The following is a 12,486-nucleotide window of genomic DNA, read 5'->3' on the forward strand; positions in this document are numbered from 1 at the left end:
ATGGCAAAGCGCCTTGATACTGAAATCATCATCAATCTGGCGGGCAACTTGACCGCCAAGGCACGCCAGTACGGGGCCAACATGTCCGAGTTTGCCCGCCGTAACGAGCGGGCCATGTCCGTGGTGAAGGCCACCAGTGCCGCAGCGGGTCGTGGACTGGATGCGCTCGGTAACCGTTACACGGGGATAATCGCGGGTTTTGCGGGTAGCGCCATGCTGAGGGACTTCGCCACCACCGACCGCCGCATTACTCGCATGGGGCTGGCTGCGGAAAAGACACGCAAAGAAATGGCCGAGATTTACAGCGGTATGCAGGATTCGGCGATCACGTTTCGGGTCGATGACTCTGAGGTGGTGAGCGCTATCGAGAAGGTCGGTACCGTTACCGGCGACATTGATTTCGGTTACAAAAACCGCAACATCATCGCACCGTCGATTGCTGCATCCGGCGCTGATGGCGAAAGCATCGGCGCTCTGTTTTCACAGTTCACCAAATTTAATCTGGGCAGCGAAAAAGAAACCTTACAGGCAATGGATACGCTTAATCAGCTCGGTAAGGAAGGCGCGTTTGAGCTGAAAGACATTGCCGAGCGCGGTGTTAAAGCGTTCTCTATGTACGCCGCCGCAGGCGCAACCGGGGTTAAAGGTATCAAGGGTGTTGGTGTGGCGTTGGAGAGTGCTGTTGATGCCACAGGCGACACAACAACGGCTTCCACAGCGGTTGAAAACCTGATCCGTGACTTACAGATTCCGAAGGTTGTTAAGACGTTACGACAGAATGGCATCAGTGTTTACGACAAAGAAGGGAAAATGCGTCACTTACCCACGCTGATGGGGGAAATAGCCCAAAAGTCAGGTAGTAAAGGTGCAGAGAAACAGAATGCTCGATTGCTTGGCGCTGGTTTTAATCAGGACAGTATTCTGCTGTTAAGTAGCGTGACGTCAGGCAAGGGAGCGGAGAATCTCAAGCGCTACAACGGCGTGGTGGCCGATGGGCAAGGGATTATGAAAGATGCCGAGTATGCGTCTAAGGACTTTACTTCCGCGATGTCGGCACTCAATACAACCTGGAAAAAATTTGCCAATAGTAATCTTGCCCACCCCGTTCAGGAACTAGCTGATGCGTTGAACTCTCTTGACCAGGAAACGGTCCAGAACTGGCTGGAGATAGGAAAGAACGTCGCGATCGCTGGCGCAGGCCTGGTCGCCACCCGTAAAGCCTTCCAGATTGGTAAAGGTGCCTATGACTTTCTGCGCCCCGGAAAAAAAGGTATCCCAACCGGTATCGCCGACGTGTTTGGTTCAGGTGTGATGCCAGTGTACGTCACCAATATGCAGGGCGGTATGGGGAGCGGTGATAGCGGTTTGGGGCTTCCTGAGTCACCAGGTAAAAATAGGCATGATAAAGGAGGCCTCTTTGGGGTGGCGATCAACACCGCCACTGAAATTGCCTCCCTCATCGACTTCCCGGATACCGATGAAAAGCGTGCCGCCATTCTCAAGCGCGCCAAAGAGAACGCCGAACGTTCGACCATGTGGGATGACGTCAAAAACTGGTTTACGTCAGCGCCAGAATTTCATGACCCGTCCCCCTGGGCCTCCCTCCAGCCACAGAACCAGAACCCGACCTACCCGATGGTACCCCAGCAGCTTCAGGGCAGCATTGAGGTGACGGTGAAAGATGACCGAGTACAGGTCACTAAGGTCAATGTGAATGCGCCCGGCGTCACCCTGAGTGCCGCCAGCGGCGTGCGTAATGTGGAGCAAGACTGATGAACGCTAAATGGGAAGACTTGCATGATGCCGCGTTCCGGGGCGTGGCGTTCTACGTCAAGGACATTGAGGGCAACGGCGGCCGTCGCGCCATTCCCCGGGCCTACCCACGCAAGGAAGTCGGCTGGACGGAAGACAACGGCGCGGAGCTGACTCAGCAGCAGGTCACCGGCATTCTCCTAGGCAGCGACTACCTGACGCAGCTCAAGCAGTTGCTGGCCGCTCTCAATACCCCCGGCCCGGGCGAGCTGGTGCATCCCTGGTATGGCGTGCAACGGGTGCAAGTCGGCAAGGTCACCCACCGTTTGAGCACTGAGGAAGGCGGCATTGCCTATATCAGCTTTGAGGTCTTCGAAGCCGGTCAGCAGTTGTTCCCTTCTGCCCAGGAAGACACCACGGCCACCACGCTCAGCGCCGCCGATCAGGCTAAAGCCGCCCTGGCGAACGGTGACTACTTCGAGGCTCTAGACGGCCTGGGCAGCATGGTCGATACGCTGCTGGATGATATGCAGGGGCTGGTAGCGAATTTGCCCACGTTGCCGGATGCGCTCAACGACTGGATGGACCGCCTCAACCGTTTCAAAGACATGGCCGGTATCATCGTTGCGACCCCCGGCGAGTTGATCCGCGATGTCACGAACCTTGTCAGCGACATCAAAGACCTGGTCACCGAAGCTCCTTGGGCGCTGCGCGTCTATGACCAGCTCCGGGACAAGTGGGCCGGAGACCGCGCCGCGCGGGCCGCGACCAAGTCCCTGTCGGATAACGTGGCCGTCAATGCGGATACCGGCTTTGCCAGCAGCGTGACGCCCACCGCCCTGGTCGATATTTCTGCCCCGATGGCCGCCAACATCGACGACTTTACCCTGATGGTGGTCACCGCTGCGTTGATTGCCAAGGCGGAGACCATCGCCACCGCTACCTTTGAGACCAGCCAGGAAGCCCGCCGTGCCGGTGACGACCTGGCGGCGCTGCTGGGCACACAGGCCACGGTGGCGGTGGAGTCCGGGCAACGTGATCTGTGGCGTGCGCTGCGTGAATTGCGCTTTGCCGTGGTCAACGACGTCCGCCTGCGCAGCGTCCAGTTGCCGGAGCTGCGCCGCGTGTCGCCGGCACGCACCACGCCGGTGATGTTGCTGGCCTGGCGCGAGCGCGGCGATGCCGAGCAGCGGGACAGCCTGGTGCAGCGTAACCGACTGCGCCATCCATCCTTCATTCAACCCGGGCAAATCATCGAGGTGATCGACAATGTCTGATGAGTTAACCCTCAACGTGGACAACAAAATCTGGGGCGGCTGGACGGAGATGAGCATCAACCGCAGCCTGGACAGCATTGCCGGAGAGTTCGACCTGGAGGTGACGGCACAGTGGTCGCAGGCGGCACCGCGCTCTATCAAGCCGGGGATGGCGTGCAGCGTCAATATCGGCCAGGAGCGCGTCCTGACCGGCTACATCGACGACTTTATCCCGAGTTACGACGACAGGAACGTTTCCCTACGGGTCATGGGGCGCGACAAGACCGGTGACCTGGTGGACAGTTCTGTGGTGGATAAATCCGGCCAGTGGAGCGGCCAGAAGCTGGAGCAAATCGCCACGGTCATATGCAAGCCCTACGGTATCCAGGTCATCACCGAGACTGACACCGGCGACGCATTTGGCGGCGTCACCCTGGAACAGGGCGAAACGGCCTTCGAGCTGCTCGATCGCCTGGCGAAACAGCGTGGGGTGCTGATGACCTCCGACGCCCTGGGGCGACTGGTCATTACCCGCGCCTCCACCCGGCGTGCCACCGTCTCGCTGGTGCTCGGGCGAAATATCCTGGCAGCGCGGGGCCGCTTCAGTTGGCGCGAGCGCGCCAGCCAGTACATCGTCAAAGGCTCGGTGGCCGCCGGTGGCGCTACCTGGGATGACCAGCCGGTGAAGGTCGTCGGTGGACGGCAAACGGTGGTCAGCGACCCGGAGATCAACCGCTATCGCCCCAAAATCCTGGTCAATGAAGATAACCTGACGGTGGGCGGCGCGAGCGCACGCGGGGAGTGGTACAAGGCCAGCGCCCTGGGCGAGGCCAACACCACTGAAATTACGGTGACCGGGTGGCGGGAAAACGGCGACACAGGCCCGCTATGGCAAACCAACATTCTGGTGTCCGTCGATGACCCCATTCAGCAGTTGAAGGCGGATTGGTTGGTCAAGACCGTGTCGTTCTCTCACGGCAGCAATGGCCGTATCACCGTGCTCAGCCTGGTGCCACCGGAGTCAATGGACTTGCCCGCCGAGAAGGCCAAGGGCAAGAAAGGCAAGAAGAAAACCGCCAAGACGGAGACAACATGGGACTGAACCCGGCAAACGTTGCACGCTCTATCACCGCCGTGGGCCGCCGCGTGCGCCTGATGGTGGACCGCGCCGTAGTGCGTATCGTGACCGACAGCCTGGGGCGGCAAAATCTCCAGGTCCAAACCCTGGCGAACGAGACCAACGACAGCGTCGAACGCTTCCAGAACTACGGCATGTCATCGGTGCCGCCTCCGGGTTCGGAAGCGATTGTGGTGGCCGTTGGGGGGCGGCGTTCGGGCATGGTCGCCATTGCCGTCGAGGACAAGACCGCGCGCCCGAAAGGGCTGGACCCCGGCGACGTTTGCGTGTATCACCGTGATGGCCACACCATCACCCTGAAGAAAGACGGTATCATCGAAATTAGGGGGAAAGCGGTTAATCTGGTTGCTGAAGAATCCTGTGACATTGTGAGTAAACTCATTAATTTCACCGGACCCGCCAACTTCAGTGAAGATATTCAGGTTCAGGGAAAAAGCTTCCTTGACCATATCCACAAGGATGGCGACGGTGCTGATACAACGAAACCGTTATGACCATCAGAATAAATTGGCACCTCCCCGCAGGCGGTGACATCGAAGTAACCCACAATGGCCTTTCGTCTGACGAAGGCCTTGTTACTTTAGTGCTGATTTGTCTCTTCACCGACGCCCCGGCCGCAGACAGCGACGTCATCCCCGACGGCACCGATGACCGTCGGGGCTGGCCGGGCGATTCTTTCAGTGATTTCTCATGGGGTTCCAAACTGTGGCTGCTCGGCCGCGAGAAGCTCACAGAGAGCGTGCGCCTGCGCGTGGAAAACTACGCCAGTCTGGCGATGCAGCCCCTGATCCAAAACGGCTATGTCCGCACCGCCCAGGTCACCGCCGCCATCGTCTCTTCCGAGCGCATTGACTTCACTGTCGTCCTGACCCGCCCAGATAAATCAACCCTGACCGTTGACATTAAAAAACGCTGGGAGGCCTTAGACCATGCCCTTTAACGTGCAGAGCCTGCGCCAAATCATCAAGACCGGCGAGCAGGATATTGAGATTGAACTCGATGAGCAGTTACCGCCAGTCGGCGTTGAGCGTGCCCTGAACATCGCGTTCAGTGGTGCCGTTCGGGACGTGTACGACCACCAGACCTGGATTGCCGATCAAGTGGTACCGTCACCCCGGTCCGACGATCAGACCATCATCGACACCGCCAACGCCGAAGGCGTCATCCGCAAGGCAGCGACCTATGCCACCGGCAAGGCCGTCTTCAAAGGGTCTCAGCCCATCCCGCTCAACACCGAGATGCAGGCGCGAAATGGCAACGTTTACCACGTCATCACCGCGAGTGCGCCAGTGAATGGCGTGCAGACCGTCACTATCCAGGCTGACGACGTCGGCGCCTCCGGCAACCTGGATGCCGACGCCCAGCTAACGCTGGTTTCCCCCATTCCTGGCGTCGAGAGCACCGGCGTGGTGGACGCCAACGGCCTCACCGGCGGCACCGATATTGAACCCATTAGCGAGTTGCTTGACCGGCTGCTGTTCCGCAAGCGCAACCCGCCGGTGGGCGGTGCTGTCCATGACTTTGTCATCTGGGCGCGCGAAGTGGCTGGGGTGTCCCGTGCCTGGGCGTGGGATGCCTGGCACGGCGGCGGGACGGTAGGTCTTGCCTGGGTGTACGACAGCCGCCCGGACATTACGCCTACGGCAGCAGACCGCATGGCGATGAATGCCTACCTGTTCCGCCACACCGACCCGGCCACCGGCAACTTTGTCGGCAAGCCCGGCGGCATCGAGGTGTGGATCATCACGCTGACGCTCAAGCCAGTCAGGCCCGCCATCAAACTTGTGCCGGACACCGACGAGACGCGCAAAGCCACGCTGGCGAACCTCATCGCACTGCAAAAGACCCTGTCGCCCGGGTCAACGCTGTTGCTGTCCAGCCTGCGCACCGCTATCGGTACCGCCACCGGCGTGACTGATTACCAGCTCGACATCAACAGCGATATCACCAGCGCCAGTGGCGAACTGATCACCCTGACGGAGGTGGTATGGCCCACAGCGTAACCGAGTGGCAGGATGCCTTGCAGCAGATGATGCCGCGCGGTCGTGCCTGGCCGCGTGAAGAAACCGCCAATTTAACTGCGCTGATAAGGGGCGTTAGCCACCGTTTAAACCGGCTTGAAATTAACGCTGACTTATTGCTGGCGGAAATGCGCCCGGAAACTACCGTTCAGCTCCTGCCTGAGTGGGAAAACTATTTGGGATTACCGGAGTGCAATATTCCCAATAGTGATTTTTTATCGCGCCGGGCTGCGGTGGTTGAGAAATATCACCGCAAAGGCGGGCTAGCTCCATGGCAAATAGAGAGCGTTGCTCGGGCGCTGGGATTCGATATCACAGTGAGTGAAATATTGCCGCATCACTGCCTGCGTAATTGCATGGCGCGTATTTACCCTAAGCGCTACCGGTTTTTATTACGCATTACGGTACATGATACGCCGGTCACTCGGTTTACCGTGGTGGAAGATGTACTGACGCCGCTCATTGAATACCACACCCAAATGCTGGAGTGCGTATTAACGAAATATCGCCTTGCGGGCTTTGGTTACGAATATATATTTGAGGTGAATTAATGTTCCATATCGATAATGCCAGCAGCGTGGCTGAAATGCCCACGGTTCACCCGCAGTTATTTACTCAGCCAAGGTGGTTTACCGAAGGCGGTGACGGCATAGAGCCAACTTATCCCGGCTGCGATTGGTTCAACATCATCCAGGCCGAAATGCTCAACGTGCTGACGCTGGCGGGCATTGCACCGGACAAAACCAAGCTGGATCAGTTTGCCCAGGCCATTCGTCTTATGTCCACCGACTACATGATGCCGGTCGGTATACCATACCCGTGGCCGGGTTCGTCGGCGCCTGCGGGGTTCGCGTTGATGGTTGGCCAGGCGTTCGACGGAGCAGCCTATCCGAAGCTGGCACAAGCCTATCCTGACCAGGTCATCCCCGATATGCGCAGTCAGACCATCAAGGGGTTACCGGCTTCAAATCGGGCGCTGCTGAGCTATGAAGCTGACGGCAACAAATACCATGCCCATGGTCTGGAAATCGACAGTACCGATTTAGGAACTAAAGAGACCTCAAACGACCCAGGCCACGAGCATGATGCGGGGTTGAATGCACCAGGAGCCGTCTGGGACGGAAACTATGTGTTAGGTACAGATGCCTCAGAGTCGCGTACCAGAAATAAAACGAGCTGGGCCGGGCAACACCTTCACACCATTGTGTTGGGCTGGCACGGCCATACCGGGCGGGTTAACGGCGACGGCAACCCAGAAACCACCGTCAAGAACATCGCATTTAATTACATCGTGAGGCTCGCGTAATGAGTAATTTCTCTTTCTCCGACACTGACCAGGCTTTGTGGGTTTATCACTTTGACAGCACAGGGGTATTTATTGGCAGCGGCCTAATGACGGTTCCCGCCGGGACCGGTTTGCCTGCCAACACCACCATCGTGCCATGTAAACCCAACGACGGTAAAACGGGGGTCTGGAACGGCGCGAGTTGGGATTATGTCGATGATAATCGCGGCCTGCGTTATTGGAATAAGTATGGCGTAGGGACGGTTGTACTTTCCGTGAATGACATTATTCCGGCGGACGCCATTTATATTGAACCACCGAAAAAGGAAGCCGGTCATGTAGTGATTTACCAGGACGACCATTGGCAGGTTATTCCCGACAATACCGGCAAAAAATATTACGACCGCTACGGTACAGAATATACCGTGCCGGATGCCTGGTTCGAGCTAGCGCCGGATTGCACCCTGGAAGCGCCACCCGAGCCTAAGAGCGGATATGCCGCCTACTGGAACGGCCTGGCATGGAACTACCTGGAGGACTTCCGGGGGCAAACTGCCTACGTCAAAGAGAGCGGCGGCGCAATTATCGTGGCCGACCTCGGCCCGTTGGCGGAACAGTACACCTTTGACCGCCCGACGACCCCGTATGACGAATGGAATGGTAAACAGTGGGTTACCAACGCTCAGGCACAAAAAGACCAGCAAGTGAAGGATGCAATGCAACGGCGTTACGCATTACGCACAGAAGCTGACTCGGTCATCGCGCCGCTGCAAGATGCTGTCAAATTCGGCCTGGCCACTGAAGATGAGAAAAGTCAGTTAGAGTCCTGGGAGCGATACCGTGTAGCGTTGATGCGTATTGACCCGGAACACGCTCCAGACATTACCTGGCCAATCAAACCATAGGTAAATCACAATGTTCTATTTAGATAACAAAAGTGGTTCGAAAACCATGCCGACGCCACAGGATAAAGTCAGTGATGAACCGCTGTGGTTTGTTGAAGATAAGGATGCTCCCTCATACCCTGGAGCCGATTGGTTTAATATTGTTACGCTCGAGCTGATTAATATTTTGAAGCTCGGTGGTGTCTCACCAGATAAGTTTAAATTCAACCAAATTGCGCTAGTCCTTGCTGAGCTAATGGCAGCACAATCGCGCATTGTTGCCTCTATTAATGAGGGATTAGCTAAAACCGCTGATGGTGAGTATTTCTCCGTTCCTCAGGGGGTGGAGAGCGAAAACGCATTTATTTACTACAGAAACAATGATGGAATTGCAGATGTTGTGTCAGCGCTGGCAGGAGAGGCTGCGCTACAGAAGTTGCGCAATGAGATTTATGATCTCCGTACTTCAGAGCAAGTCCTCCAACCGTTGCTCGCTGGGCAGCAAGCCTTCGCTATTACCGATAGTGAAGGCAAAGCAGCGCTGACCATCGATGAAAATGCCGTTGTGGAAATTTTCAACCTGTTGGTCAGTGCGGGCAAGGTAAGGCTGAAAAACGGCGGTGTATTGGCCGATGTGGTCAACACGATATTTGATTCAGGCGATGCAGCCTTTGCTATTGCCGATTCATCGAACGCTTATGCTCTGAAGATTGATTTTGACGGTACAACTCACATTGTCAAACTGCAATTAAAGGAGCCATCGAGCATGACATTTGAAAATAACAAAACGCTTCAGGATTATCTACCTGAAGAAATTGAAGTGATTGATACGGCCTTTGCCATCGTTGATGAGAAGGATAAATATCCGCTCAGAATTAAAAATGACGGTACGGTTGATATTCAAAAATTGGCAATCAACGAAGACAAGACCGTGCTTTCAGATGGTCGCACGCTTGCTGATGCCTTATCGCAAGGTGGTGAAGAATCGAAAGGTCATTTCGATATTCAACTCGTTTCGGGAGCGCTCTATGCCCGTGACCTGAATACGCAAAAGCGCTATCTCATTAAAGACAGCGGTGTCACGTCTGCCGAGATTGAAGGCGAACACGTCGTGTTCAACGTGGGTAGTGATGATTTTTATGCTGCGCTGCCTGACGGCAAGGTGTTCAAGCGCTTCCCGTCTATGCGACTGAGCTGCATCGGTGACTCGCTGACCAATGGCTATATCAATGGCGTTGATACGGATGCGTACCCGTTCAAGCTGGGTGCATTGCTCAATATCCCGGTGGAAAAGCGCGGTTGGTCTGGCCGTGCCAGTGGTGATATCGCCCTGCGCATGGGGGCTACAGTGGTTAAACTGACGGTCACCGGCAACACTATCCCGGCCAGCGGTGCTGTGGTGGTCACGCTGGTTGACCCGGCAACGGGCTATCGCTCTGGTATGTTGGACAATTATCCCGAAGGTACCCTGGCGGGCGTCACCGGCACGCTGTCCCGCAGTGAAAGCAACGTCTGGACGTTTACCCGTAAAACGGCGGGCAGTGCCGTTCCGTGCCCCCCAGGCAGCGAATACCTGCATAACGGCTACCCAACGGCCAATGACGGCATGGTCATCACCTGGATGGGCCGCAATAACTACGAGTCCATGTTCGCGGAAGTGATGCGCGACCAACAGCAATTCACCCAGTGGATCACCACGCTGAACAAACAGCAAATCGTGATTGGCATCACCAACACCGCCGACGAGCCACGCGGCAGCGCCAACTATGACGCCATCCTGCGCGTTAACAGCGAGCTGGCCGCCGCCTACCCGGGGCGCTATTTCGACGCCATGCGCTATCTGATTGACCACGGCCTGAGCGATGCCGGTATTACGCCAACAGCGCAGGATTTGACGGATATCAGCAAGGACATTATCCCGTCCTCGCTGCGTATTGATAACACACACTTTAACGCGGTGGGCTATCAGCTGATTGCCAACCAGCTTTATCAACTGATCCAACAACTGGGGTGGAAATAATGGCGATGTCCAAAGGTTTAAAAATTGTGCTGCCGATGACGTTTACTGACAGCAGTCTGCCCGTGCTGAGTAACGATGCCATTTTGTCAAAAGGCTCGCTGCTGCTCATTGACCCGACTCACCCGCTGGAAACCTGGCCGACCGGCGTGCCAGCGGATAATGTCGCGCTGCCGAACATTGCGGCTGAGTTTGCCAGTAAGCTGATTAGCGGCAACATTGGGCCGACACTGGTGACGGCTGCCGGGATGAGCGGGGGCTTTGAGCGCACCACTAAGGGCGGTCTTCATGCACGGGTCGGCGCTACCCAGACCGCCCAGAGCGGGCTGAATATGGTCGCACCCACCTCAATTATTGAGTACATGGTGGCGAACCAGTCGCATGAGTTCTACGTTTCGATGTGGTCGTATGTGACAACACCAGGAACGGTGACCTCTACCGCCGAGGTACAGGGGCAAATCCACCGCGCCTACAACTACGGCGGCGCAGCGTACCCGCGTGGTGGTGTATTCTCGCTAGGGTCAATCAGTTCCCGCGTCGAGCCGAAAGACAGCAACCGCTCGGGTTTCTTCGCTGATAACCTCAATGCGATTGGCTCGCGGCTGATGGCTGTTGCCGGGACACCTAACGCAGCGTCCTCTGCCGCAGATCCAACCATGAAGGCGTCGGACTATACAGATGCACAGTTCCGGGCGCTGGTGTCGATGGGGCCGGCGAACGCCGAATCGAAATATTCTGCGGTTGACCAGGCGAAGCGCCTGCAAAGCTGGGTACTGTACCGCTTGTACATCGAAGACTTGACGGTATCAGGCCGCACCTTTGACGCCGTGTCCGAGATTGACAAACAGCTCTATAACAAAGAGCTGAAATCGTCCGGCGGCCGATACTATGGCGATACCTGGACGGCTGATCCAGCGTAAATAGCTGTGAACCCCGCGTCCGCGGGGTTCACTCAATTTGGCTCTCACGCATCTTATCGCTCGAATGGCATTCCTTATTGGTATCAAAAGTTTTCATTTTATGCCATTTCGCTAGTATCAAATGTAATTCAAAGCGGTATCAAAAGATTTCGCGCGCAATAGAGTTTGGCGTATTTCGCGCCGATCTTTTCCGCGATATCTTTATTGATACCTGCGGCCAGGCTGACGCCATCCTTGATGGCTTTTAATTCCGCATTTTGATATTCGACGAAGTCCTTAACGATCGTTTTTACCGAGCCGGGCGATTTTACCGGCTTGCCGTTGGCATATTTCACCTCCATGGCATTCAGGTTATCCCCTCTCACCACGGCGATAAACGCGGGCCGGTTCTTATTGGCCTTATAGTAGAGGCTGTAGGTCGCCACTCCGTCTTGCTTTTCCACCTTCAAATGATGAAAACCGTAGTAACTCCCGGTCGTGCGGGTCGTCGAGAATTCGCCGGTTTTGCCGTTGCCATGCCAGCCGCTGACGGGCCGATCGCGATGCGAGTCTGTCACGAAACTGCCTAACGAAGAGGCGCCGATCTGCCCGGCATTCAGGCCATTGTTGCCGCCTTTGCCAGGGGTTGAGGGCTTTCGCGCATGGCCGGTTTCGATATCCCCGATCGCCACTGTCACCCCCTTGGCGTTGACTCCCATCACCAGTCCCCCCAGGCCAATGTGCTTCGCCTGATCGGCCGTCAAACCGGTGGCGGAAAGGCTCAGCGTGCCGGATGGGCTGACGCTTTCAATATGCAATTTCGCATCCGGGTTAATTCTGCGCGCCGCCTTAATCACCGCCGCCAGCTTCATGCGCAGCGCCGGATCGTTTTGGATCGCCGCTATCTGTTGCTGTTCCGGGCTGCTGCCAACGCCGGCGCCGCCGCGATCGCGATCGCCGGAATGGCCTTTATCGCCGCCCCCCGGCTCTGGGCCCGTACCGCGTTCAGAACTCCAATTAGTTCCATCCCCTTTACCACCATAATTAAATCCAGGCATATGCTTTCATCCTTATTTCGTTTTATTTTTAAGATGCCGATATCCTCGTTTAGCGTTCACTAACGCGTGCCTGAGTAATATCGGCAAACCGTTTTTAGCTGCCCGCCATTTATAAAAAACCGCAGAAATAAGGACAACGGATGACGGCTGTCTGGTCGGTGAAACAAATAGGCTCC

The 12,486-nt window shown here is 56.4% G+C and carries 12 protein-coding genes and 1 pseudogene; 11 read left to right on the forward strand and 2 right to left on the reverse strand.

All coding sequences use genetic code 11. The annotated features are described in order from the left end of the window. The 3 genes from ACJ8J4_RS06510 to ACJ8J4_RS06520 are packed head-to-tail and all read left to right on the forward strand — an operon-like array spanning position 1 to position 4,110. Positions 1-1,773 (forward strand): phage tail tape measure protein, encoded by a 1,773-nt coding sequence (locus tag ACJ8J4_RS06510; RefSeq protein ID WP_442516047.1) that lies wholly within the window; start codon positions 1-3, stop codon positions 1,771-1,773. Next, the gene (locus ACJ8J4_RS06515) at positions 1,773-3,029 is read left to right on the forward strand and encodes a DNA circularization protein (RefSeq protein ID WP_325975890.1); all 1,257 of its coding nucleotides are present in this window, start codon (positions 1,773-1,775) and stop codon (positions 3,027-3,029) included. Before ACJ8J4_RS06510 ends, ACJ8J4_RS06515 begins: the two co-directional genes overlap by 1 nt. After that, a complete protein-coding gene (locus tag ACJ8J4_RS06520) occupies positions 3,022-4,110 on the forward strand; it encodes a phage baseplate assembly protein (RefSeq protein WP_325975888.1) in 1,089 nt (362 codons plus the stop codon). Before ACJ8J4_RS06515 ends, ACJ8J4_RS06520 begins: the two co-directional genes overlap by 8 nt. Here ACJ8J4_RS06520 and ACJ8J4_RS06525 read toward each other — a convergent pair. Next, positions 4,098-4,214, reverse strand: a pseudogene (locus tag ACJ8J4_RS06525) (hypothetical protein); the annotation flags it as partial. The gene ACJ8J4_RS06520 and the pseudogene ACJ8J4_RS06525 overlap by 13 nt on opposite strands. On the opposite strand from ACJ8J4_RS06525, the gene ACJ8J4_RS06530 reads away from it, so the two are divergent. The 8 genes from ACJ8J4_RS06530 to ACJ8J4_RS06565 are packed head-to-tail and all read left to right on the forward strand — an operon-like array spanning position 4,161 to position 11,273. Beyond that, the gene (locus ACJ8J4_RS06530; protein ID WP_411841618.1) at positions 4,161-4,640 is read left to right on the forward strand and encodes a phage baseplate assembly protein V; all 480 of its coding nucleotides are present in this window, start codon (positions 4,161-4,163) and stop codon (positions 4,638-4,640) included. The pseudogene ACJ8J4_RS06525 and the gene ACJ8J4_RS06530 sit on opposite strands and share 54 nt — an antisense overlap. Continuing rightward, positions 4,637-5,086, forward strand: a complete 450-nt coding sequence (locus ACJ8J4_RS06535) for a phage GP46 family protein (protein WP_325975886.1) — start codon at positions 4,637-4,639, stop codon at positions 5,084-5,086. The genes ACJ8J4_RS06530 and ACJ8J4_RS06535 overlap by 4 nt, the downstream gene beginning before the upstream one ends. Next, positions 5,076-6,149, forward strand: a complete 1,074-nt coding sequence (locus ACJ8J4_RS06540; protein ID WP_442516048.1) for a baseplate J/gp47 family protein — start codon at positions 5,076-5,078, stop codon at positions 6,147-6,149. Before ACJ8J4_RS06535 ends, ACJ8J4_RS06540 begins: the two co-directional genes overlap by 11 nt. Then, positions 6,134-6,718, forward strand: a complete 585-nt coding sequence (locus ACJ8J4_RS06545; RefSeq protein ID WP_325975880.1) for a YmfQ family protein — start codon at positions 6,134-6,136, stop codon at positions 6,716-6,718. The genes ACJ8J4_RS06540 and ACJ8J4_RS06545 overlap by 16 nt, the downstream gene beginning before the upstream one ends. Continuing rightward, on the forward strand, positions 6,718-7,473 hold the full coding sequence (locus ACJ8J4_RS06550; RefSeq protein ID WP_264383611.1) for a phage tail protein: 756 nt from the start codon (positions 6,718-6,720) through the stop codon (positions 7,471-7,473). Before ACJ8J4_RS06545 ends, ACJ8J4_RS06550 begins: the two co-directional genes overlap by 1 nt. Next, the gene (locus ACJ8J4_RS06555; protein ID WP_325975876.1) at positions 7,473-8,357 is read left to right on the forward strand and encodes a tail fiber assembly protein; all 885 of its coding nucleotides are present in this window, start codon (positions 7,473-7,475) and stop codon (positions 8,355-8,357) included. The genes ACJ8J4_RS06550 and ACJ8J4_RS06555 overlap by 1 nt, the downstream gene beginning before the upstream one ends. A 10-nt stretch (positions 8,358-8,367) precedes the next feature. Then, the gene (locus tag ACJ8J4_RS06560) at positions 8,368-10,356 is read left to right on the forward strand and encodes a hypothetical protein (protein ID WP_442516049.1); all 1,989 of its coding nucleotides are present in this window, start codon (positions 8,368-8,370) and stop codon (positions 10,354-10,356) included. Further along, on the forward strand, positions 10,356-11,273 hold the full coding sequence (locus tag ACJ8J4_RS06565; RefSeq protein ID WP_325975872.1) for a hypothetical protein: 918 nt from the start codon (positions 10,356-10,358) through the stop codon (positions 11,271-11,273). Before ACJ8J4_RS06560 ends, ACJ8J4_RS06565 begins: the two co-directional genes overlap by 1 nt. Positions 11,274-11,401: 128 nt before the next feature. On the opposite strand, the gene ACJ8J4_RS06570 is transcribed toward ACJ8J4_RS06565, so the two are convergent. Continuing rightward, entirely contained in the window at positions 11,402-12,310 is a 909-nt protein-coding gene (locus tag ACJ8J4_RS06570; protein WP_442516050.1) for a hypothetical protein, read from the reverse strand. Positions 12,311-12,486: the final 176 nt, after the last annotated feature.

This window comes from Serratia sp. CY47280, assembly GCF_052168655.1.
GTDB classification, from domain to species: Bacteria; Pseudomonadota; Gammaproteobacteria; order Enterobacterales; family Enterobacteriaceae; genus Serratia; species Serratia bockelmannii.

Excerpts from the sequence above, each read along its gene's own strand:
- ACJ8J4_RS06510 (WP_442516047.1), top strand. The coding sequence starts at position 1 with ATGGCAAAGCGCCTTGATACTGAAATCATCATCAATCTGGCGGGCAAC.
- ACJ8J4_RS06515 (WP_325975890.1), top strand. The coding sequence starts at position 1,773 with ATGAACGCTAAATGGGAAGACTTGCATGATGCCGCGTTCCGGGGCGTG.
- ACJ8J4_RS06520 (WP_325975888.1), top strand. The coding sequence starts at position 3,022 with ATGTCTGATGAGTTAACCCTCAACGTGGACAACAAAATCTGGGGCGGC.
- ACJ8J4_RS06535 (WP_325975886.1), top strand. The coding sequence starts at position 4,637 with ATGACCATCAGAATAAATTGGCACCTCCCCGCAGGCGGTGACATCGAA.
- ACJ8J4_RS06540 (WP_442516048.1), top strand. The coding sequence starts at position 5,076 with ATGCCCTTTAACGTGCAGAGCCTGCGCCAAATCATCAAGACCGGCGAG.
- ACJ8J4_RS06545 (WP_325975880.1), top strand. The coding sequence starts at position 6,134 with ATGGCCCACAGCGTAACCGAGTGGCAGGATGCCTTGCAGCAGATGATG.
- ACJ8J4_RS06550 (WP_264383611.1), top strand. The coding sequence starts at position 6,718 with ATGTTCCATATCGATAATGCCAGCAGCGTGGCTGAAATGCCCACGGTT.
- ACJ8J4_RS06555 (WP_325975876.1), top strand. The coding sequence starts at position 7,473 with ATGAGTAATTTCTCTTTCTCCGACACTGACCAGGCTTTGTGGGTTTAT.
- ACJ8J4_RS06560 (WP_442516049.1), top strand. The coding sequence starts at position 8,368 with ATGTTCTATTTAGATAACAAAAGTGGTTCGAAAACCATGCCGACGCCA.
- ACJ8J4_RS06565 (WP_325975872.1), top strand. The coding sequence starts at position 10,356 with ATGGCGATGTCCAAAGGTTTAAAAATTGTGCTGCCGATGACGTTTACT.
- ACJ8J4_RS06570 (WP_442516050.1), bottom strand. The coding sequence starts at position 12,310 with ATGCCTGGATTTAATTATGGTGGTAAAGGGGATGGAACTAATTGGAGT.